This is a genomic window from Seonamhaeicola maritimus, from assembly GCF_008056315.1.
Lineage (GTDB): Bacteria > Bacteroidota > Bacteroidia > Flavobacteriales > Flavobacteriaceae > Seonamhaeicola > Seonamhaeicola maritimus.
On the sequence record NZ_VRKQ01000010.1, the window covers coordinates 987,343 to 1,010,448 of the forward strand.

19 protein-coding genes are annotated in these 23,106 nt (G+C 32.8%); 13 read left to right on the plus strand and 6 right to left on the minus strand.

The annotated features are described in order from the left end of the window. Window positions 1–234 precede the first annotated feature (234 nt). Complete coding sequence (locus tag FUA22_RS12510) at window positions 235–2,823, minus strand: phosphoenolpyruvate carboxylase (protein ID WP_147768840.1); 2,589 nt, start codon at window positions 2,821–2,823, stop codon at window positions 235–237. 302 nt (window positions 2,824–3,125) lie between these two features. Here FUA22_RS12510 and FUA22_RS12515 point away from each other — a divergent pair, with 302 nt between their 5' ends. The 3 genes from FUA22_RS12515 (at window position 3,126) to nadB (ending at window position 7,647) form a co-directional block, all read left to right on the plus strand. Beyond that, window positions 3,126–4,934 carry a hypothetical protein gene (locus FUA22_RS12515; protein WP_147768842.1) on the plus strand — a complete coding sequence of 603 codons (1,809 nt, stop codon included), beginning with the start codon at window positions 3,126–3,128 and terminating at the stop codon, window positions 4,932–4,934. Between the two features lie 225 nt (window positions 4,935–5,159). Further along, window positions 5,160–6,086, plus strand: a complete 927-nt coding sequence (gene nadA / locus FUA22_RS12520) for a quinolinate synthase NadA (protein ID WP_147768843.1) — start codon at window positions 5,160–5,162, stop codon at window positions 6,084–6,086. 1 nt (window position 6,087) lies between these two features. Continuing rightward, on the plus strand, window positions 6,088–7,647 hold the full coding sequence (gene nadB / locus FUA22_RS12525) for an L-aspartate oxidase (protein WP_147768845.1): 1,560 nt from the start codon (window positions 6,088–6,090) through the stop codon (window positions 7,645–7,647). 49 nt (window positions 7,648–7,696) lie between these two features. Here the strand turns inward: nadB and FUA22_RS12530 are convergent, their stop codons facing one another. Then, on the minus strand, window positions 7,697–8,029 hold the full coding sequence (locus FUA22_RS12530) for a single-stranded DNA-binding protein (protein ID WP_147768847.1): 333 nt from the start codon (window positions 8,027–8,029) through the stop codon (window positions 7,697–7,699). A gap of 167 nt (window positions 8,030–8,196) precedes the next feature. Between FUA22_RS12530 and FUA22_RS12535 the strand changes: the two genes are divergently transcribed. The 5 genes from FUA22_RS12535 to FUA22_RS12555 all read left to right on the plus strand — a co-directional run bounded on the left by FUA22_RS12535 (window position 8,197) and on the right by FUA22_RS12555 (window position 11,330). After that, entirely contained in the window at window positions 8,197–8,706 is a 510-nt protein-coding gene (locus FUA22_RS12535; protein WP_147768849.1) for a DinB family protein, read from the plus strand. A gap of 51 nt (window positions 8,707–8,757) precedes the next feature. After that, on the plus strand, window positions 8,758–9,708 hold the full coding sequence (locus tag FUA22_RS12540) for an aldo/keto reductase (protein ID WP_147768851.1): 951 nt from the start codon (window positions 8,758–8,760) through the stop codon (window positions 9,706–9,708). 10 nt (window positions 9,709–9,718) lie between these two features. After that, entirely contained in the window at window positions 9,719–10,279 is a 561-nt protein-coding gene (locus FUA22_RS12545) for a GNAT family N-acetyltransferase (RefSeq protein WP_147768853.1), read from the plus strand. Continuing rightward, entirely contained in the window at window positions 10,251–10,601 is a 351-nt protein-coding gene (locus FUA22_RS12550) for a hypothetical protein (RefSeq protein ID WP_147768855.1), read from the plus strand. The genes FUA22_RS12545 and FUA22_RS12550 overlap by 29 nt, the downstream gene beginning before the upstream one ends. 192 nt (window positions 10,602–10,793) lie before the next feature. Further along, complete coding sequence (locus tag FUA22_RS12555) at window positions 10,794–11,330, plus strand: hypothetical protein (protein WP_147768857.1); 537 nt, start codon at window positions 10,794–10,796, stop codon at window positions 11,328–11,330. 2 nt (window positions 11,331–11,332) lie between these two features. On the opposite strand, the gene FUA22_RS12560 is transcribed toward FUA22_RS12555, so the two are convergent. Beyond that, window positions 11,333–11,803, minus strand: a complete 471-nt coding sequence (locus FUA22_RS12560) for a CBS domain-containing protein (protein ID WP_147768859.1) — start codon at window positions 11,801–11,803, stop codon at window positions 11,333–11,335. Between the two features lie 265 nt (window positions 11,804–12,068). Here FUA22_RS12560 and FUA22_RS12565 point away from each other — a divergent pair, with 265 nt between their 5' ends. Continuing rightward, window positions 12,069–12,782: a tetratricopeptide repeat protein gene (locus tag FUA22_RS12565; protein WP_147768861.1), complete on the plus strand. Its 714-nt coding sequence runs from the start codon at window positions 12,069–12,071 to the stop codon at window positions 12,780–12,782. A 77-nt stretch (window positions 12,783–12,859) separates the two neighbouring features. Here the strand turns inward: FUA22_RS12565 and FUA22_RS12570 are convergent, their stop codons facing one another. Both FUA22_RS12570 and FUA22_RS12575 read right to left on the minus strand, forming a co-directional pair. Further along, window positions 12,860–16,312, minus strand: coding sequence for a T9SS type A sorting domain-containing protein (locus FUA22_RS12570; RefSeq protein WP_147768863.1), 3,453 nt, complete (start codon window positions 16,310–16,312; stop codon window positions 12,860–12,862). A gap of 3 nt (window positions 16,313–16,315) precedes the next feature. Beyond that, complete coding sequence (locus tag FUA22_RS12575; RefSeq protein WP_147768866.1) at window positions 16,316–16,828, minus strand: hypothetical protein; 513 nt, start codon at window positions 16,826–16,828, stop codon at window positions 16,316–16,318. 155 nt (window positions 16,829–16,983) lie between these two features. Here FUA22_RS12575 and FUA22_RS12580 point away from each other — a divergent pair, with 155 nt between their 5' ends. The 4 genes from FUA22_RS12580 to FUA22_RS12595 all read left to right on the plus strand — a co-directional run bounded on the left by FUA22_RS12580 (window position 16,984) and on the right by FUA22_RS12595 (window position 22,500). Continuing rightward, window positions 16,984–17,574, plus strand: coding sequence for a HupE/UreJ family protein (locus FUA22_RS12580; RefSeq protein WP_147768868.1), 591 nt, complete (start codon window positions 16,984–16,986; stop codon window positions 17,572–17,574). Between the two features lie 287 nt (window positions 17,575–17,861). Beyond that, the gene (locus FUA22_RS12585; protein ID WP_147768870.1) at window positions 17,862–18,293 is read left to right on the plus strand and encodes a deoxycytidylate deaminase; all 432 of its coding nucleotides are present in this window, start codon (window positions 17,862–17,864) and stop codon (window positions 18,291–18,293) included. Beyond that, a complete protein-coding gene (locus FUA22_RS12590; protein ID WP_147768872.1) occupies window positions 18,293–19,885 on the plus strand; it encodes a S41 family peptidase in 1,593 nt (530 codons plus the stop codon). The genes FUA22_RS12585 and FUA22_RS12590 overlap by 1 nt, the downstream gene beginning before the upstream one ends. 104 nt (window positions 19,886–19,989) lie before the next feature. After that, the gene (locus FUA22_RS12595) at window positions 19,990–22,500 is read left to right on the plus strand and encodes a T9SS type B sorting domain-containing protein (RefSeq protein ID WP_147768874.1); all 2,511 of its coding nucleotides are present in this window, start codon (window positions 19,990–19,992) and stop codon (window positions 22,498–22,500) included. Here FUA22_RS12595 and FUA22_RS12600 read toward each other — a convergent pair whose 3' ends face one another. Further along, window positions 22,501–23,106, minus strand: a complete 606-nt coding sequence (locus FUA22_RS12600) for an NAD(P)/FAD-dependent oxidoreductase (RefSeq protein ID WP_147768876.1) — start codon at window positions 23,104–23,106, stop codon at window positions 22,501–22,503. It lies immediately after the preceding gene.

Sequence of the window (23,106 nt, forward strand, 5' to 3'; positions counted from 1 at the left end):
AAAATAAGTATGGGATAGTGAGGCTTGAAATTATGTAAATAACCTGTTTTAGCTTTAAATATGAGTTTGTAGTGATATATTTTTGGGTTATAAAATCTGTTACATTTATTTGGGTTGAATTAATTTGAATATTTGGAATCTAGCAGATAGTTGCTATCTTAAAGAAGCGGTAAAAAGAAAAAGGGTAAACTTTAAAGAGTTTACCCTTTTTTAATAAATGATGCTTAAAACAATTTAAGCTGAATTTCTACTAGCGTTAATATTACCAAATAAAGAACGCGTTACAATCTTTTCGAAGATTTTGATTTGCTCTTCATCTTTAACTTCGGCCTTATTTAATTCTTGAACCTTTTTCAATGCATATTGCTGAATAGTTAATAGCGGTAACACAATAGATTCTCTAACACCAATTGATGCTTTACCTGCAGGTTCATTTTCCATAAGTTCGTCGTAACCAGAAACTTTTAATAATAAGCGTTTGGTTTCTAGGTACTCATTGTATATGATTGTCCAAAATTCTCCAAACTCAGGGTCATCAGCCATATATTTGGTTAAATCAAAGAATGACTTTGTTAAAGACATCATACTATTTTCTAATAGTGTTTTAAAGAATTTAGAGTTGTTGTAAAGTTGCTCTACCTTGTCAAATTCACCTCTATCTTCATACATTTTTAATGCAGTACCAACACCGTAAAAACCTGGAACGTTTTGTTTTAATTGACTCCAAGACCCTACAAAAGGAATTGCTCTTAAATCTGAAAACACTAACTTATTAGATGATCCTCGTTTTGAAGGTCTACTTCCAATATTAGTTTTGGCATAGTATTTTAAAGTACTCATGCGTTCTAAATAAGGAATAAACATTGGGTGACTCTTAAAGTCTTTATAAACCTGATAACTAGTTTCTGCTAAATCATTCATCACAACTCTATCTTCATCAGATAGTTTGTTTCTTTCACCATCAATTCTGTTTTTAATACCAGAACTAATTAATTGTTCAAGGTTGTATTGTGAAGAATCAAGTGTGCCAAAATTAGAACTAACTGTTTGTCCTTGAATAGTTAACTGTACTTCTTTATCTTCAATAGTAGGCCCTAAAGAAGAGTAGAAGTTATGTGTTCTACCACCACCTCTTGCTGGTGGTCCACCACGCCCGTCAAAGAAAATAGCAGTAATATCATATTTTCTAGACATTTCAGTAAGCAATTCTTTTGCTTTATAAATACCCCAGTTTGCCATTAAGTAACCACCATCTTTTGTTCCGTCAGAGAAACCAAGCATGATGTTTTGCTTGCTGCCTCTTGCTCTTAAATGAGCCATGTATTCTGGGTTTTGGTACAATTGTTCCATAACCTGAGGTGCATTTTCTAAATCCGGAATAGTTTCAAATAAAGGCGCTATATCAACAGTTAAATTATCTTGAAATGCCACCATTTTTAACATAGCAAATAGCTGCATAACATTAAGTGCCGTCTGGTTATTACTAATAATATATCTATTAGCACCGCGTTCACCGTTCATACTTTGTATCTTCTTAATAACACCAATTGTTTTTAGGGTGTTACCTACCATTTCATCTTCAAAAACTTCTAAATCATCAAGTGTGTCTGTAACCTTAGATAAGATTTTTATTTGATCACTTTCAGATAAATCATGATAATTATCTGGGAAAGAGGAGTTCCCTTTACCTATTAAATAATCTGCAACGGTAGTAAATACAGAGTGATGAATTCTACTATCTTGTCTTATGTCTAAAGAGGCAAATCTGAATCCGAATAAATGAACTCTGTTAATTAAGTTGTTTAATTCATTCACGTACAAAGATTGGTGTTCATTAACAATCACATTCCTTATGCTTAATAACTCTAATCTAAGTTCTTTAGCAGTGATTCTTTTCTTGTATTTTAAATCTATACTGTAATTATACAGAATAGTTTCTAACCTTATTACGCGCTCTTCTACACCTCTAAACGTTAACTTCTTTCTTAAATCTTTTAAGTCTTCGTAATACCTTTTAAGAATTGCCTTTTTTAGTTTTTTGGCTACTTTAAGGGTTGTTTCTGGCTTTACAAAAGGATTTCCGTCTCTATCGCCACCAGGCCAAAATCCAATATTGATAATCTCGTTATGTTTTTTACCATCAGCATAAATATTGGTTTGTATGTAATTGTAAATTTCACCGAAGGTTTTGTAAAACACATTTTCCAAGTACCAGATTAAGCTTTTTGCTTCATCATACGGGGTTGGTTTTTTGTGTTTAAAGAAAGGTGTTTTTCCTAATTGCCCAAAGAGATTATTAATTTCTGATAAGTTATTATCTTCAATAGCATGTTTTAAATTAGTGATGATTCCTAAAACAGAACCAGGGTAGAATTGTGTAGGGTGCGCCGTTAAAACAATACGTACTTTAAACTCTTCTAAAAACTCCTGAAGTTCTTTCATCTTACCTTCAGAGGTTGCAGACCCTTTTAAATTTCTAAGGGTACCAACACCATCCATATTATTTACAACTGGAAATGCGGCATCTTCAACAGCATCAAACAGTACAACTTGTCTTTCTATATATTGAATAAATCTAAAAAGTAAGTTTATTTGACTTTGCTCATTTCTGCGCCCTTGGTATTTTTCAAAGAATGTTTCTACAATGGTTGTAGGGTTGTCTCCATTCTTAAAACCCTTTTCACAAGTTTCATGAAATAATGGTAATAATACGCCTGTTTTGGTTATAGCATCAAATGGTAATGTCATAAATATACTATTGTATATTTGATATTTAGACACTACATTTTGTTGGAATCTGGTTAATTTTGGTTTTACTGACATGCTTTTGCTCTAGTGTAAATTGAGGGTAAAAATAATAAAGCTTTATTTAAAGACCCTAAGTAGCTTGAAGTTTTATTAATTTTTATTGTTTCATTGATTGTTATTAAGAAAAATGAAAGAAACCGAGTGTATCGTTCAATTTTTATAATCCTTTTTGTGCCTTAAGTTAAACGCATCTCTTACTGGGAGAGTTCATAACCCTCTAATCAGCATGATAAATATCATATTATAACGGAAGTCAAGGGTATACCTTTGCTGTTTTTTTGGTGCTTAAGCCATTTAATAAATTAGAACTTTTTCACATGAAACATAAACATTCATTCCATATCCCTGTAATGGGTATTGGATTCACGATAGATACACCCTTAAAGGTAGCTCAATATGGAATAGACTCAGTTATTTCTTTAGTAGACGATATTTTGTTAGAACGATTAAGAAAGATGTACTGCGAAAAATTTGAAATGCCATACACCGAAATCACTAATAAGGTAATTGATTTTAGGTCTAAGCGCATTACCTCTTATCTAAATTTGATGAACGATTTGGTTGATGAGAAATTTGAATCTCTTAAAACTATTTCGCATGATAAAATAGAAGACATTAAAGCGTATTTGAATATGCTTCCAAATGGAGAAAAGCTTAAAGAAGAATTTTTCAAACTTACCGAAAAAGGATTTCATACTTCCGAAATTAAAAATTGGGGTTTTAAAAATTTGAAAAAGGGAAGTATTGATGTAAATATCATGACCAAAGTTGATAAGGATAATTATATAAAAAGTGAAAAATTACCCACTGAGTATAATGATGCACATGCAGCGTTAAGAGGATTTGCAACAAGTAATTTGAATGCTTCGGTTATTCTGTCGGCTGGATTAAACCCTAGGTTGTTTTCTTATATGGCTCAGTTTGATGATTTTTATCCAGACCTAAATGGCGTCTTTAAAAAACGCATTATTTTAAAAGTAAGTGATTATAGGTCGGCATTAATTCAAGGTAAATTTTTGGCTAAAAAAGGTTTGTGGGTATCTGAATATAGAATTGAGTCTGGTCTTAATTGTGGAGGGCATGCATTTGCAACTGAAGGCTATTTGTTAGGACCGGTTTTGGCAGAGTTTAAAGAGAATCGAGAGGCGTTAAGAAGTACAATTCAGGAGCTTTTAAATAAAGAATTAGAAAATACCGGACGTGTGATTCCTAAGCAGCATTTGAAGTTAGAAATTTCAGCTCAGGGAGGCGTTGGTACGCATGAAGAACACGAATTTTTAATGGACGAATACGCCCTAGATTCTGTAGGTTGGGGAAGTCCATTTTTACTGGTTCCAGAAGCTACAACAGTTGATAATGATACTTTAAAAAAGTTGACTAAGGCTAAAGAAGAAGATTTATATTTAAGTAATATATCGCCTCTTGGGGTACCTTTTAACAACCTTAAAAGTAATACCAAGGATACGGAAAAAGAAGGCTTTATTGCTAAAGGAAGACCAGGGAGTTCATGTCCTAAAAAGTTTGTGGCCCTTAACAAAGAGTTTACCGAAAAGGGTGCTTGTACAGCTTCAAGAAAGTATCAAAATTTAAAAATAAACGAATTAAAGTCGAAAGATTTAACTAATGAAGAACATCAAGCTCAATTAAATGATATAACCGAGAAGTCTTGTACTTGTGTAGGTTTGGGGACTTCTGCTTTATTGGCACATGGTTTAGATACTAAGGTTGAAGGTACAGGAGTTTCAATTTGTCCTGGCCCAAATATGGCATATTATTCAAATGTTATGAGTTTGAAAAATATTACGGACCATATTTATGGGCGTGATAACATGATTTCTAGAACAGACAGACCCAATATGTTTATTAAAGAATTAAATATCTATACCGACTTTTTAAAAAATAGAATTGAAAATGTGAGGCATACTTTCAATAAAAAAGAGGAAAGATATTTGAAAACATTTTCAAATAATATGCAATCTGGTATAGAATATTATAAGCAATTATTTAGTAATGTGAATAGCTTATTAGAAGAGGTGAAGGTTTCTGCTTTAAAGGAGTTAGAAAGGAGTGAAACTACTTTAAAACAAATTCAGATACGCATTAACAACTTGTCATTAGCCCAATAATATTAATAGGTCGACAAATTCTTGTTTTAGTTTTATTAATAATTTAAGTGTTTACTTAACAATAGTTTAATGAATTTATAAAAAGATTATTGGTTCTTAATTCATAGTCTTTTTTTAGGTGAAACATAATTTATTAAAAATTTTAATTAAGATATTTGTACCTTGAAATTTGGTTAACTTCAACCAAATTTGTTTTATAATTTTATTTAGGAAAAGGGGTTTACAATGGATTTAGTAAAAGAAATAAACCGATTAAGGAAGGAAAAGAACGCAATAATTTTAGCACATTATTATCAAGATGGTGCTATACAAGATATTGCAGATTATGTAGGTGATAGTTTAGGTTTATCACAACAAGCCGCTGAAACAGATGCTGATATTATTGTATTTGCTGGCGTTCATTTTATGGCAGAAACAGCTAAAATATTAAGCCCATCAAAAAAGGTAGTTTTACCAGATTTGAATGCAGGTTGTTCTCTTGCTGATTCATGTCCTCCAGGACCATTTAAAAAATTCACAGAACAACACCCAGATCATATTGTGATTACATATGTGAATTGTTCTGCTGAAATTAAAGCATTGAGTGATATTGTTTGTACATCATCAAATGCTTTAAAGATTGTAAATTCTATTCCAAAAGAAACACCTATTATTTTTGCTCCAGATAAAAATCTGGGAAGATATATAATGAAAGAAACAGGTAGGGACATGTTGCTTTGGGATGGTGCTTGTGTGGTGCATGAAGCCTTTTCAATGGATAAGCTTATTGAACTACATAAAAAGCATCCTGACTACAAAATTATTGCTCACCCTGAATCTGAAGAACATATTTTAGATACAGCAACGTATATTGGCTCTACTTCTGGAATGATTAATTACGTGAAAGAACATCAAGATCAAAAGTTTATTGTGGCTACAGAGGCTGGTATTTTACACAAGATGCAACTGGAAATGCCTAATACAGAATTAATTCCTGCTCCTGCAGTAGAGGATAATACATGTGCATGTAGTGAATGTCATTTTATGAAAATGAACACCATGCAAAAACTTTATGATTGTTTATTGAATGAATCACCAGCTATTGATGTTCCAGAACCTTTAAGAACACGTGCATTATTGCCAATAGAACGTATGTTAGAACTGTCTAAATAGTATGTTAGAAGCTAATTACTTAGTAATAGGGTCTGGAGTTGCAGGTTTGACTTTTTCGGTTAAAATTGCTGAAAAATTTCCAGATCGCACTGTAGTCATTGTTACTAAGGATGCCGAAGATGAATCTAACACCAAATATGCCCAAGGCGGTATGGCTGTTGTGCAAAATAAAGAAGAAGATTCGTTTAAAAAACATATTGATGACACGCTTATTGCTGGCGATGGTTTGTGTGATGAAGGGGTAGTGAAAATGGTTATTGAAGAAGGCCCTCAAAGATTAAAAGAACTCATTCAATGGGGAGCCAATTTTGATGAAGATTCTACTGGTAATTTAGATTTAGGAAAAGAAGGAGGGCATTCAGAATATCGGGTTGTTCATCATAAAGATTTAACTGGTGCTGAAGTTGAACGCACTTTGCTGAAAAGAGTACATCAACTACCAAATATTACTTTACTACCACATCATTTTGCTATAGATTTAATTACAAATCACCAAATTAAAGGCACTGATGAATCAGATATTTCTTGTTACGGAGCCTATGTGTTAAATGAAAAGAGTGGTGAAATTTTTACGGTTCAAGCTAATGCTACTTTGTTGGCATCTGGTGGTATTGGTTGTGTTTATGGGCATACAACAAATCCTGTAATTGCTACAGGCGATGGTGTTGCTATGGCGTATAGAGCAAAGGCAAGGATTAGAGATATGGAGTTTGTGCAATTCCACCCAACTGCACTTTACCAAAGAAAAGGAGAGTCAGCATTTTTGATTTCGGAAGCTGTGAGAGGCTTTGGAGCTTACCTTAGAAACAGAAAAGGTAAACGGTTTATGCTAGATTATGATGATAGAGCAGAATTAGCATCCAGAGACATTGTGTCTCAAAGTATTGATGCTGAGATGAAAAAAGCTGGAGATAGCCATGTGTTTTTAGACTGCACTCATTTAGATATGGAAGGTTTTAAAACACACTTCCCAACTATATATAATAAATGTTTATCACTTCATATTAACGTTGAAAAAGATTGGATTCCTGTTGTGCCAGCTTCTCATTATTTATGCGGCGGTATTGAAGTAGATAAAAGCGGAAAGACTACAATTGAAAACCTTTTTGCATGTGGTGAATGTTCAAGAACGGGCTTGCATGGTGCTAATAGACTGGCATCAAATTCGTTGTTAGAAGCTTTAGTTTATGCGCATAATATATTTAAACATCATTGTGAGAATGAATATAAGAAACTTGATGTTGTTATACCAGAATGGAATGATGAAGGAACTACCATTCCTGAAGAGCATATACTTATAAGACATAGCCTTAAAAGTCTTCAAGCTTTAATGAGAGATTATGTTGGTATTGTTAGAAGTAATAAACGATTAAAGCGTGCAATAACACATCTAGACGTGATTTATAAGGAGGTTGAAGATTTATACCGTGAGTCAAAAATAACAGCTTCGTTATGTGAGCTTAGAAATATGATTAATGTATCTCACCTTATAATTGGTCAGTCTTTAGAGCGTAAAGAAAATAAAGGTGGTTATTTTAATAAGGATAATGTAAAAAAATAAAAGAGGCTCCGTAAAGAGCCTCTTTCTGATTAATAGCAAACCAACATTGTTACTTACTAAGCATTAATAATTCATTGCAAAGTATTTCAGTAACATATCTTTTATCACCTTCTTTGGTTTCGTAAGTTCTGTTTGTAAGTTTTCCTTCAACAGCAATTTCCTTGCCTTTTGTAATGTAGTTTTCAACCACGTTAACCAAGCCTCCTTTTACTACCACATTGTGCCAGTAGGCACGCTCTACTTTATTGCCATTTTTGTCTTTGTAACTATCATCTGTGGCAAGCGTAAATTTTGCCATTTTGTTACCATCTTGAAAGTTAATAATTTCAGGGTCTTGACCTAATCTTCCAATCAACTGAACTTTGTTTCTAAGTGCGTTCATAATTTTAAATTTTTCGTGTTAAACAGTTAATGCAATCGAGTTCTTATGTTTCGACACTGCAAATATGAAACAGCTTCAAAATATTATTCGGTTAATACTTGTTTAAAATCGTTTGTAAATGTTTGTAGTCGTTTGTAAACGGATTTAAAATTTTGTATATTGCTAATATGAAATTAGTAGAAATAATCAATAAACTTGAGCAGAACCAATCTGTCTTTAAAGCTTTATTGGAAGGCAAAAAAGAATCTGAATATTTGTGGAGACCACAACCAAACAAATGGAATCTATTGGAAATTGTATGTCATTTAGTAGATGAAGAAATTCTAGATTTTAGAGCAAGAACTAAGAATACTATAGAAAGGCCGTCTATTCTTCCACCTCCTATCGATCCGGAAGGTTGGGTTAAAAAGCATAATTATGATTCAAAGGATTACAGCAAGACTTTAGAAGATTTTTTACATGAGCGAAAGAAATCCATTGGTTGGTTGAAAACTCAAATTGAAGGCAACTGGAGTAACAGTTATGAGCATCCACAACTGGGAAAACTTAGTGCGAAACAATTTTTAAACAATTGGTTGGCTCATGATTATTTACATATTCGTCAAATTAACAGATATCATTATGAATATTTTAAAACCAATGCAGATACTAGTTTGATGTATGCTGGAGATTGGTAAAAAGAGTGTTAATTTAGTACTCAACTAAAAATATAACGATAAGATAATTAGATGAAAACATTAAAGCTTAGTAATAACGATGAAATGCCGGCTTTTGGCTTGGGAACTTGGAAATCTGCTGAGGGAGACGTTTACAATGCCGTAAAAACTGCAATTAAAAACGGATATAGACATATTGATTGTGCAGCCGCTTACGGCAACGAAAGTGAGGTTGGTAAGGCGCTTAGCGAAGCCTTTAATGAGGGGGTTGTAAAGAGAGAAAATATTTGGATTACGTCAAAAGTATGGTGTAATATGCATGCCAAAGATGATGTGATTGAAGCCTTAAAGCAGACATTAAGCGATTTACAATTGGAATATTTAGACCTTTATTTAGTGCATTGGCCAATTGCTCAGAAAAAGGAAATTCCGTTTGTTAGTAAAGTGGATGATTTTATTTCTTTAGAAGAATTACCAAATGAAGTTACTTGGGAAGGCATGGAAAAAGCAGTAGAGCTTGGTTTAACAAAACATATTGGGGTTTCAAATTTTGGGCCTAAAGCGTTACAGCAACTTATTTCAAGTGCCAAAATTAAACCTGAAATGAATCAGATAGAATCTCACCCGTATTTTCAACAAATCGATATGATTTCTTTATGTAAATCTAATAATATGCATGTTACAGCTTATGCACCTTTAGGGTCAGGCGATAGGGCGGCCAAATTTAAAGCTGAAGATGAACCTAAACTTTTAGAAGACCCAGTAATTCTTGAAATAGCAGCATCAAAAAATGCTACCCCCGGTCAAATTCTTATAAGCTGGGCTCTGCATAGAGGAACTTCGGTAATTCCTAAATCGGTGAACTCAGGACGTATTGTTCAGAATTTTGAAGCTCAAAATGTTGATTTGTCTGAAAGTGACATGGCCAAAATAAAGGCTCTAGATGAAAATTACAGGTTCTTAACAGGAGAGCATTGGGTTTATGAAGGAAGCCCTTATACACTTGAAAGCATTTGGGAATAAATAAATTACTATGACCTATCATATAGAAACAGAACGTCTTATTTTAAGGGAAATGAGAATAACAGATGTAGATGGAATGTTTGAGTTAGATTCTAACCCAATTGTTCATAAATATCTAGGGAACAAACCTGTGAAAACGATTGAAGAATCTAGAATAATGGTAGAAGATGTTATAAAACAGTATGAAGAAAGAGGTATTGGGCGTTGGGTTGCTATTGAGAAATATACGGGTGATTTTATTGGGTGGTCCGGACTTAGGTTGAATACGGAATATAATATGAACGGTTTTGATGCATATTATGACGTTGGTTATAGATTAAAACCTAAATATTGGGGTAAAGGTTATGCAACAGAGTCTGGTAAGGCTTCTATAGAGTATGCTTTTAATGTGATGAATTTGCCAGAGGTTTATGGTATTACAGAAGTAGGAAATGAAGCTTCCCATAACGCATTATTAAAAATAGGATTAAAGTATGTGGAAGATTTTTATTTTGAAAAAGAACAAATGAATCTTCGCTGGTATAAAATAGAGAATAAGCGATATGGAAAAGCAATGTTTAGAATGTGGTGATAAAATTGTTGGTAGAGTTGATAAAAAATTCTGTAGTGATGGTTGTAGAAATGCCTATAATAATAGGGTGAATAAAGACAGTAAAAATTTAATTCGTAATACCAATAATCGCCTTAGAAAGAACTATAGAGTTTTAGAAGCTTTAAATCCAAATAATAAAACCAAGGTATCAAGAGCAAAACTTATTGAAAGAGGGTTTGATTTTAATTACTTTACCAGTATTTATACCACAAAAAAAGGAACTGTGTATTACTTTGTTTATGACCAAGGTTATTTACCATTAGAAGGTGATTACTATGCCTTGGTAAAAAGGGAATCTTAAGTAACAATTTATGGTATTTAAATACTAACAATGTAAACACCATTTATGGCTTCAGAATTACTTATTATACTTATTCCAATAGCTATCATCGTTATAGTTTTTTTGGTCTACTATTTTAATAGAAAACAAATAATCCTGAGAAAGTTATCTAAGTTTAACTTTAAACCTGTTCTAAGATTCAAAACTAATGAATTGACCAAAATAACGGGTAAAGTATTACACGTGCATGAACCTTTTGTAGTGCCATATAGTAAGCGTAAATGTGTAGCGTATTATTTTAAAATTGAAAAGAAAGTAAGTACTGGAAAGCATTCCCATTGGAGAACCTTAATTGAAAAAGAAGACATACAGGATTTCTATATTGAAAAAAGGGGAGAGGTGGTTTTGGTTAGACCTACAAATACTCCAAAAAACTATTACAGTTATTTAGTTGAAGATAGTAGCGCGGGTTCTGGGTTTTTAAAAGACCCAACACCGGAGTTTAAAGAATTGCTAGATGGATTTAATATACCTAGTGAAAACTTCCTTGGTTTTAACAAACGATTAAAATATTCAGAACGAATTATTGAAGTAGGTGAAATTATTACCGTAGGAGGTATTGCCAAATGGAAGGCAGTAGATGCTACCATTTCAGGATATAATTATTCAAAGATTGCAGCTCTAGAAAGTAGCGACTCTCAAAAATTAATAATAACAGACCTCATACAGGCAAGAAGAACAGATTTATAGAATTACTTCCACCAATTTCTACCTTTTAATGTCATGGCCGCTTTAAGAACATCTTTCTGACTTATCTGTCCTACTAATTTTCCATTTTCAATAATAGGAAAACGTCTGCGTTTAGCATTTAAAAACTTATTAGCGGCATCAAAAATATTCATGTTGCCATCAATAGTTTCAATATTTGTGGCCATATGCTTTTCAATGGTTTTGTCTTGCATTGGCATATTGTAATAGCGGCTTTCACTAATTTGTTTTATACAATCGCCTTCAGAAATAATACCAATTAATTCTTGTTTTTCATTAACAACAGGTCCACCAGAAATACGGTGCTTAATTAATGATTGCATTACACTTTCAATAGTTTGGTTTGGGGTAAACGTAATCAAATTTCGGGTCATATAATCACTAACCTTTAAAGGTGTTTTATCCGCTGCATTTGCTTGTTGCCTTCTGGCACCTTGAAAACTCTTTATTCCCATAATAATTAATTTTAGTTATTACTAAATGTAAATATTTTTTTTGAGTTTTCCTAAAAGGATTAATATCAGTCTTTAAACGTTAAATTTATTTTTGGCATTGTTTATGTTTCTTAAAAACTAATAATTAGTACTTAATTGAAATAATTAGCATTCTTTTAAGAGATTAAATGTTAATTTTTTTTAGTTTTAGGCTCGTTAAAAATTTAAATGATGTAAGGCACTATTGCCAATTGCATCCAACCGAGAAGGATAAACAAATAAACAGATGAAAAGATTATTAGGATTGATGTTATTGATGAGTGGTTTAATGATGAATGCTCAAAGTAATGAGACATTAATTGCGCATTACGAAGCTTATTACAAGCAAATGAAAAAACAAGGTGATATACAGGGTGTTATAAATGCTATGACCCATTTGAATGTATTATCACCATCTGAAGCTAGAAAAGATACTTTAGCATATATTTATATGGATCAAGGTATGAATAATCAAGCTATAAATACTATTGGATATGATGCAAAGATAGATGATTCAGACATTGCTATTCAAGTAAAAGCTTTGGCATTAAAAGCACTTAAGCAACCTAAATTGGCTATTCCATTTTTTGAAGAAATGTTTAAAAGAACACCTAATGCTTTAATTGCTTATGAGCTAGCTGAACTTAATTTACAGGTTCAACAATTACCAGAGGCAGAAAAACATATTAATTACGGATTGGCTAATTCTGAACCCGATATGAAAAAAGCTTTCTTTGAAACTCAAACACCTTATGAGGTGTCGTTAAAATCGGCTTTTATGTATTTAAATGCCCTTAACATCTATAATAAAGATACCAAAACAAATATTGATGCGGCGGTTGATATTTTAGATGCAGCATTAAAAGAATCACCTAATTTTAATATGATTCAAATTACCAAAAACGAATTATTAAGACAAAAGCAAGTGTTGCAAGCACAAGCTGCTCAGCCTAAGAAATAAGTGTTTAATTAGAAAGATTAAAATGCGTCTTTCTAAATTTTCAGAAAGCCGCATTTCTTTTTTTATTAGAGTTTACACTATTTCAAAATAATCTTTTTTGTAGCTACGCCTATTTCAGAATCTATATTCAAGAAATATATTCCTGAAGCATAGCCGCTCATATCCAATTTATAAGAGTTGTTCTGATTCTTAATTTTTGATGTTTGAATAACTGTTTTACCGGTTATATCTGTTACGTTTAAATTAAATGAAGCAACATGTTTAATATTTATGTTAAAGATACTTTGAGATGGGTTTGGGTAAACAGAGAATAAGGAATACAAAGGAGATGAAGTGCTTAAAGCACCTTCGATACTAAAATCATCAATTATAACACCTTCTTGCACGGTGGCTTCATCAGAATGAAATACAAATCTAAAAACTATATTAGTTTCACTATTAAGGGCTGCAAGATTATAACTATATTCTTTCATTGTAGTATCGGTGCCTGTCCATTGTGCACCTGGGCAGTTGAAACAATTCGAACCTGGTAATGTATTGCTGTTATACCAATTAGGATCACTTGAATTTCCTAAAATATTCCAATTTAAACCGGAGTCTGTTGTGTATTCAATATACATTATATCCCAATCAAGTTCTAAATCGAATGCCATATAGAATTTAAAAACAGGATTAGAAATCAATGATAAGTTATAACATTTAGACACTAAATAACTTTTTAAACTGTTACCGTGGTCTCCTGATAAGTTAGTTCCATAAACATTATCTCCAGACTGAGTACTGTTTAGATTAGTTCCTGTAGGCTCGCCCAATTGCCAGTAACCTGCACAAGAACTATTATCATCAAATGCTAATAACTCATCTGAAAGAGTTTCAAATTCGTTTACAACATTAAAAGAACCCGAATCATTTGAATAAAATGTAGTTACTAATTCATTGTTTCCGCTAAATGAATCTCCCGCAGAAGAGGTATTTACTTTTAATTCTTGAAGACCAGATCCTGATAGGTTCATAGATGGTATGTTTATTAGTGTACTAGCATCAGGAGCTAAACTACCATTCCAAACTGTATTATTTGGAGTTCCATTAAGCGTGTAGTTGAGAGTGACTGAATTAATAGTATTAGTCCCTCTATTTTTTACTAAAGCCTTTGCTGTTCCTAATGTACCACATCCAACTAATTGTTTAGCATCAGTAATGGCCTCAAGACTTATTTCGGTTAAATTTGACTCCGTTGGAATATCTGTTTGCCAAATGCCTCTGCCATATGTGGCTGCAGTGAGGTTACCATCATTTATATTAATTTCTAAATCTCTAACCGGAACAGTTGGTAAATTATTTTCAAAAGCTTCCCAATCTCCTAGGAGGTCATCATATCTGTAAACGCCTAAACTAGTTCCTAGAAACAATGGGTTATCACCATGTAAATTTTGATGTTTTATTATGTTTTTGGTTATGTTTGGCAATGAGCCAGTTATATCACTAAAACTCAAACCTCCATCCATAGACTTATATACTCCTCCGCTTGATCCTGATGTCGTTACATAAACTATACTACTATCATTATTATTAACCTCAACAGATGTAATATTAGTTGGGAAAGATTCTACATTTGTAAAAGAAACACCTCTATCTGAACTTTTATGTAAATCTTTATTGAGACCAACAAAAATATTATCTGGATTTACTTCATCAATTTCTAGAACATCAATATTACTACCAAAGCTTGTTGATATGCTTGTCCAATATCCACTACATAATTTATACAGACTTTCATAGCCAGCATATAACCCTCCATCTCTGGTCATAGTTAGTGGGGTAATCCAGTTACCTCCATTGTCTCCATTATCTACATCAATTTCAGAATCTGGTATACTAATTATGAAGTTCCTGCTGTTGCCTCCGGTCTTAGAGCCATATAAGCTACTTCCATATTGTATAAAACCATACATTAAGTCTGAATTATCAGGATTTATAGCAGTGTCCATGCCATCAGCGCCATAATAATTTAGCCATGAATTAGAGTTGTATGCATACCCTCCATTATCCTGTAATCCACCAACCATTTTTTGAGAATTGTCCTTTGAAACGGTTAATCTGTAAAACTGACCAATCTGCATACCAGCCGTTAAATCTGTGAAGTTGGTTCCGCCATCTGTAGTTTTGTAAAACCCACCATCTGTTCCGGCAAATAAAATGCCGTCATAAAATCGTAATAGGTGAATATCTGCATGAGAGTATGAAGCTGAATTTGGTTGATACCATTTGTTTACAGGAGTGAAATCTGTACCTCCGTTAATTGATTTCCATATGTTTAGTACGCCCACATATATTTCATCTTCATTATTATCAGATATAGCCAGTGCCATATCATAATAAGCCTGTGTACTTTCGTCAAAAAGATCTTCATCTACTGGCACATTGGCAGCCATTTGGATGAAATTAACTCCAGAGTCTACAGATTTATATAGCCCTTGAAAACCATTATTTAAAGCGCTTAAAACATAAATTGTATTACTGTTATCTGGTGTCACATCAATAACCAAACGGTTAGAAGAAGCTGGTAGTCCTATTCCGAAACCAGAATTTGTAAATGTTTCACCTGCATCAGTTGAGACATAAAAAGTGTCTTCGGTAACCGCATAAATGGTATTAGAGTCTCCAGGTTTAAGTTTAATGTCTTTTATGTTTAGGTTCTGAGTACCATTAGAGTTACTCCAGTTTGTACCACCATCTATGGTTTTAAACACCCCTTTATTGGTTGCAACCCAAAGCAGTAAAGAGTTTGATGGGTGCATGTAGATATCATTCATATTGGTAGGCCTGTTACTCATACTAGTATTCAAACCTGTGGTGTTCCAAGTAGTACCACCATTAGTAGATTTCATAACACCTATACTATAGGTATCCCAGCCATCGTCATCACCAGTAGCTATGTATATAATATCTGAATCTGTATGGTCAATGGCAATACCAGAGACCCCAATTTGTGGTAAATCATCAGCTAATGGAACCCAGCTAGTTCCTGAGTTTATAGATTTCCATATGCCTCCAGCGGGCGCCCCAGCATAATAAGTTGTGGGTGTCAAAGGATCAACTATAATGGCATTAATCCTCCCAATCCCAGAACTCCATGAGCCAGTATTTGTAAAGTTATTAGGTCCTATTGGTAGCCAATTACTTTGGTCAACCAAAGAACTATTTTGCTTTGATAATTGTACGCTTTCCCAGGTATCCCAAAATTCTTTGGAAGAAGGAAGGGTTCCGTCATCTTTAACATAATTCTTCCAAAAATTTTCCCATCGTTTAAACGGTTTGTGACCGCTACCTTTCTTGCTAGCATCCTTATCTTTCCAATATAAATTAAAGGCATTAACTATTTCGTTAAAAGTCAAGGGGCTGTCAATGGTTTTAGAAGACGTTTTTTTCTTGCTTATTAAAGATTTCATCCATGGAGCGTCTGGATTGTACTGTGCATATAATGTATGGAATAAAAAAAAGATAAAAACTAGAAGTAAGGGCTTTTTCATGGTTTAGGGCTTTATAATGGCTTGACTGTCAAACTCTACTTTTTTATTCAATTGTAAGTTTAAGTTAGAGAAAGCTACAAAAAAATCTTTAATTGAAACTAATAGTTCTTGTTTTGAGGTGGTAGTAAGGTTAGATAAACTTTCTAGCTTTAAAAACTGAGTCTTAAAAGCGGATATTCTGGCTGTAATTGAAGCTGAATTTAAAGGTTCTGGTATGTTTTGTTCAAATTCTGTTAACATAGTATTATTCGCTTCTCTGTTGTCAAAAAAGAGACTCAAATCACCAGTTTTTAAATTATCAACTAGTTCCTGAAGTTGATTGTACTCGGCCCAATCAATGGTGTATTCCTCTGTTTTTACATCAAGTAAAAACTCTATAAAGTCAATTTGTTCTATGTCTTTTGCTGTGATTTCTTGACTTTCAGTTTCAACATTATCACCGTTAGAATCTTGTGTTCCTTTACAAGAAAAAACAAGAAAAAATAAACAAAAACTACTTAAAAGCAATCTACTCATAAAGGATGTTTTATATGTATAACGCAAATATATGGGAATAGTTTATCTTTTAATTTATTTAAAATTAAATCTAATTAATTCTGAATTTCTTTTTTAAATTTTCAAATAAAAAAAATCCTGTATTTTTGGAGGCATCCTAAAAAATCTAATTTAATATGCTTGAGAATTTCTGGTTTAATGTAGAATATGGCATTAATCATGTGCTTGATATCAATGGTTATGACCATGTTTTATTTCTAATGGTTTTAACCGTTCCGTATTTATTTAACAATTGGAAACGAGTACTCCTACTTGTGTCTACTTTTACATTGGGGCATACATTGTCTTTGGTTTTAGCTGCTTATGGAGCAGTACGTGTAAACGGTCAAATAGTTGAGTTTTTAATACCTATTACTATTTTAATTGTAGCCCTTTTCAATGTATTTACGGCAGGGAAAGGTGCTCAAAAAGAAAAAATAGGTATATTGTTTTTATCAACACTTTTTTTCGGTTTAATACATGGCTTAGGTTTTGCACGTGAGTTTCATATATTTTTAGGAGATTCAGATAGCAAACTTCTACTCTTACTAGAATTTGCTCTAGGAATAGAGATTGCTCAAATAATTATAGTATTTGTTGTACTTTTTCTGGGTTACATTGGTCAAACCATTTTCAGATTCTCAAAAAGAGATTGGGTAATGGTAATTTCGGCCATGGTAGTTGGGTTGGTAATTCCTATGATAATGGGTAGTGATTTATTAACTTAAATTTTGTGCGTTACCCTACGGGTCGCGCTTTCCGCGTTACACGGTAACTTGCTACAATCGCTAACGCAGATGGTCATATTTGGCGTTTAAGAGTTTGAAACGTTAAACTTTTATAAAACTTTAAGTAACAACGTTGTAATTAAAATACTAACCAAGTATATTCGTTATACTATTTTGCGCGAGGAATTGATGTGTTTGCTGAAACTCTCATAAATTTATTAAGAATTAGGCTACCTAATACTTGTGTAGGTTTTAAAGTACACACCACATAATTACAAATAAGATTAATGCCAAAACAAAAACAATTAAAATACGATAAAGCTTACTTGAGAATTGCAAAGGAATGGGGAAAGTTATCATATTGCGAACGCAAACAAGTAGGGGCCCTAATTGTAAAAGATAGAATGATAATTTCTGATGGGTACAATGGAACGCCATCTGGATTTGAAAATTTTTGCGAAGATGAGGCAGGTTACACCAAATGGTATGTATTGCATGCCGAGGCCAATGCCATTTTAAAAGTAGCAGCATCAACCCAATCATGTAAGGGAGCTACTTTGTATATTACCTTATCCCCTTGTAAAGAGTGTAGCAAATTAATACATCAGGCAGGAATTGTAAGGGTAGTGTATAACAAAGCTTACAAAGATGATTCTGGGTTAAGGTTTTTACAAAAAGCTGGAATAGAATTAAATTTAATAGAAGATTTAACAGCATAATGTCTTATCAAAAAAAATATTTACCATTAGTTCTAGGAGTTGCCATTGCAGCGGGTATTTTTATTGGTGGTAAACTAAATTTTAGTGATGCACCAGACAGACTATTTTCTACAAATAGTAAAAAAGATAAACTTAACAGACTTATAGATTACATTGATTATGACTATGTTGAAGATGTTAATACCGATAGTATTGTTGACGTTACTGTCAATGGTATTTTAGATAATTTAGATCCACACTCTGTGTATATTCCAAAAGAAGATATGGAACGTGTTGCTGAAAACATGAAAGGTGATTTTGTAGGTATTGGTGTGAGTTTTTATACGTATAGAGATACTATTACGGTTATTAAAACTATTGAAGGTGGTCCAAGTGAAAAAGCTGGGATAAAAGGAGGCGATAGAATCCTTATGGCTAATGGTGATTCACTTTACGGTAAAGGTGTTTTAGATGGAGATATTGTAAAAAGACTTAAAGGCCCTATTAATACCAAAGTAGATTTAACAGTTTTAAGAAAGGGAGAGCCTGAATTAATGAATTTTACCGTAAAGAGAGGCGTTATTCCTATTAAAAGCGTGGATGCGGTATACATGCTTACCGAGAAATTAGGATATATAAAAGTAAACCGATTTGCGGAGTCTACCTATAAAGAGTTTAAAAAGGGTTTAGATATACTTATAGATTCGGGTGCTACTGAAATTGCTTTAGATTTAAGAGGAAATCCCGGAGGGTTTTTAGGAATTGCAGAACAGATGGTAGATGAATTTTTGGGCAAAAACAAACTTATTTTGTTTACCAAAAATAAACGTGGTGATATAGAGGAAAGCTACGCAACAAGAAAAGGCGATTTTGAAGAAGGAAAAGTGTATGTGCTTATTGATGAAAACTCTGCTTCAGCGAGCGAGATAGTTGCTGGAGCGCTTCAAGATAATGATAAGGGAACTATTGTTGGACGTCGTTCTTACGGAAAAGGCCTAGTGCAACGCGAAATGGATTTAGGTGATGGTAGTGCAGTCCGTTTAACGGTGTCTCGTTATTATACTCCTACAGGGCGTTCTATTCAAAGACCATATAAAAAGAATGGTCATAAAGACTATTATGATGAGTATTCTGATAGGTTAGATAGTGGTGAATTATTAGACCCTAGTAAAATTGAAGTAGCCGATTCTTTGAAGTTTACTACCCCAAAAGGTAAGGTGGTTTATGGTGGAGGAGGAATAATTCCAGATGTGTTTGTTCCTATTGATAATAGTTTACACAACGAAACACTTCAATATATAGAACAATATCAATTCTTCGATAATTTTGTTTTTAGACAATTGGATTTAGATCGTCATGCTTATGATGGTATTACTAGACAAGATTTTATAGATAATTTTAAAGTTGATGATGAATTGGTTGTTAAATTTCAAGATTACGTAAATACACAAACACGTTCTAAAGTGACCTTTGTTGCTTATCATGATGAAGTAAAACAATACTTAAAAGCTACACTTGCAGACCAACTGTACAATAGTGGTGCTTTTGAAGAAGTTTTCAATCAATCTGATATTATGATTGATGAGGTTATTAAGCTCAGCGAAGGGCAATAATTCCAACTTACCTTTATTTACTTTATATGGTTCACATTCAATTGCTTTGGCTATTGTGTGTTCTTATTCCTTATATTTAATGTTCCCTTTTAATTCTTTTAATAGTGAATCTTAAACACTTCTTCATAATAATTATTTTTAATGTATGTCATTTTGCATTGGCGCAATGTCCTTCAGGAAATATTTTTTTGTTCACTCAAGAAGAAGTGAATAATATGGTTAGAGATTATCCTAATTGTGAAATAATAACAGGCGATTTAATAATAGCTGATGACATTGATGATATTTCAGGAATTAATAAAGTAAAACGAATTGAAGGTTCTTTAGTTATTAGAGATACTCGTATAACTAGTATTTTGAATTTTAAAGATGTCAATTTTATTTTAGGAGATTTTTATTTGGAGCATAATGCAAATTTAGAGTCTATTGAAGGAATTAATAAACTTACTAATGTAGGTGGAGATTTAGTTCTTGCTACTGAAGAAGGCGGTTTAAAATCAATTTCAGGATTTAACAGCCTTGAGAGAATAGGAGGCAATTTTACGGTGTCTCAGAACCAAGATTTAATTTCGTTTCAGGGGTTTTCTAATTTAGTAAATGCAGAGGGTTGGTTTACTATTTCTAATAACATGAAGTTACCAAGTATACCAGGTTTTAATCAATTAAAGTTAATTAATAATGATTTTACTATTCAGAATAATGATGAATTAACACACATAAATGGATTTAATAAGTTGGAGAGGATTAACCGTAGCTTTACAGTAAAGGACAATATACTTTTAACATCACTAAGCGGTTTTAGTCAGCTTTCAGAAGTCATTTTTGAAATGGAGTTAAATGGAATAGCACTATCTAGTATTCCTGATTTTAATTCGTTAATCACTTTAGGAGGTGGTTTATATATTAATAACACAGCATTGTCTAGTATTAATGCATTTAATAATCTCAATGTTATTGGCGATATAAATCCAGCATTAGGTTACCTATTTATTTCAGAAAATAATAGCCTAACAGATATTTATGGGTTTAGTAATTTGCAAAATTTAGAGGGTGAGTTTAAGGTAGATTCAAACAATGTTTTGTATAGCATAAATGGGTTTTCTAATTTGATTCAGGTTGGGGCTTTAAATATTTATAATAATATGTCTCTTCCTAATTTAAATGGATTAAGTAGTTTAATTAAAGTAGGAGGATTGAATTCTAACGGTATTTATATCAGGGCGAATCCAGCATTGACTGATTGTTCTGAAATATGTAATTTATTGCAGAATGGAGACATTTTGGGGCGAGTTGATATTGCCGATAATCCATCAAAATGCTCAAGTGATATCGAAATTATTGATGATTGTAATCCAGACTTTGATAATGATGGAGTTGTGAATATTGATGATTTGGACGATGATAATGATGGTATTCTAGATTCAGTAGAACAAAATGGAGATATTGGAAGAGATACTGATGAAGATGGGTATCCGGACCATAGAGATTTAGATAGTGATAATGATGGTTGTTTTGATGTAATTGAAGCTGGTTTTAATGACGATGATGCTAACGGGAGTTTAGGGGATATTCCGGATACTGTAGATTCAGAAGGTTTAATTATTGGAGAATTAACTGGGTATACAATTCCTTTGGATTTAGATAATGATGGCATTTTAGATTTTAGACAATACAATGTACAAAATGCTGGAGAAAACGGAACAATAACCATTTGCCCTTATGATTTACCGGTTGATTTGTTTGATGTTTTAGGTGATGATGCAGATGTTGGAGGGTATTGGATACCTTCGTTATCAGGAGGAGTAGGTGTTTTTGATCCTTCCCTAGACACTTCTGGAATTTATACATATGTCATACCAAATGGAGTATGCGGGAATCAAACTGCCACAGTATCTGTTATTTTAAAAGATCCAGACGAAAACACAAATGATTATATTAGGTTAGAAGTCTGCTACAAAAATGCATCCTTCAACTTGTTAAATATCCTAGATGACACAATGGCTTCTGGTGGTCATTGGATTCCACAATTAGCAAGCGGGTCAGATATGTTTAACCCATCGGTTGATCAATCAGGGATATACACTTATGAAGTAACTACAAATGAATTATGTGGTAAACAAACTTCTAGTGTATCGGTTAATATTACAGGTTTGTTTCCTATAAAAAATTATAATATTAAAACATCAAGTTATGAGGTTTCAAATTTTATTGAAGTGATAGTGGATTCGGATTTGCATTTAGAATATTCTATAGATGGTATTAACTATCAGTTAAACAACAGGTTTGATAATCTGAATTCTGGAGTATTTAATGTTTATGCTCAAGAGGTACATGGATGCGGTTATATAGAAGATGTGATTACTATATTAGATTTCCCAAAATTCTTTACTCCAAATGGTGATGGAGTAAATGATGAATGGAGATTAGAAGGAGAAAAAAACATTAAAGTATATATTTATGATCGTTACGGTAAGCTTCTTAATATATTGTCATCTAACAATAAAGTATGGGACGGCACTTTTAATGGAATAAACCTACCTGCAGATGATTATTGGTTTAAAGCAGTTTTTTCAGATAACAAAACTAGAATAGATAATTTCACCTTAAAAAGATAATTACTCAATCTTATCATGAACCTTAGTATGTTTCCCATCATTCCAAAGCGTTAAAATGTCAGTTGCTACATGAGCTCCGCTTCCAGAAGCAATTGAGAATTGGCTTCTCCAACCAGCAAGGGTTCCCGCAACATATAAGTTGTCTTCAATTAAATGGTCAACATTTTTTAACCAAATACGGTCTTTTTCAATAGCTGCTTTTGGATGAGGTTTTACATATTCTTCTAAACCTTTAATGCGCATTAAATTTGTATAGCCAACAGCTATTACCACTATTGTTGATTTATAGATGCTTTTGTTGGTTTTAATTTCAAATCTATTTTCAGATTTTGAAATAGTTAAAACCTTTTGGTCGTTAATTTGTTCAACATGCGGGTATAAATCAGTTAGTTGTTGCTTGCCGCTTTCTAAAATAGATGCTCCAGTAGTTCCAGGAGTTAAGCCTAAAACATTATTAAATAATGCGGTTTGTAAATGCGATGTTTTTTGGTGAGCAATAATGCCTACAAGTTTATCTTTTGCAAAAGCTTTTTTTTGAGCAGACCCCAAAACTAATGCACAAGATAAGCCAGCGGCACCACCACCAATAATTAGAGCATCGTACAT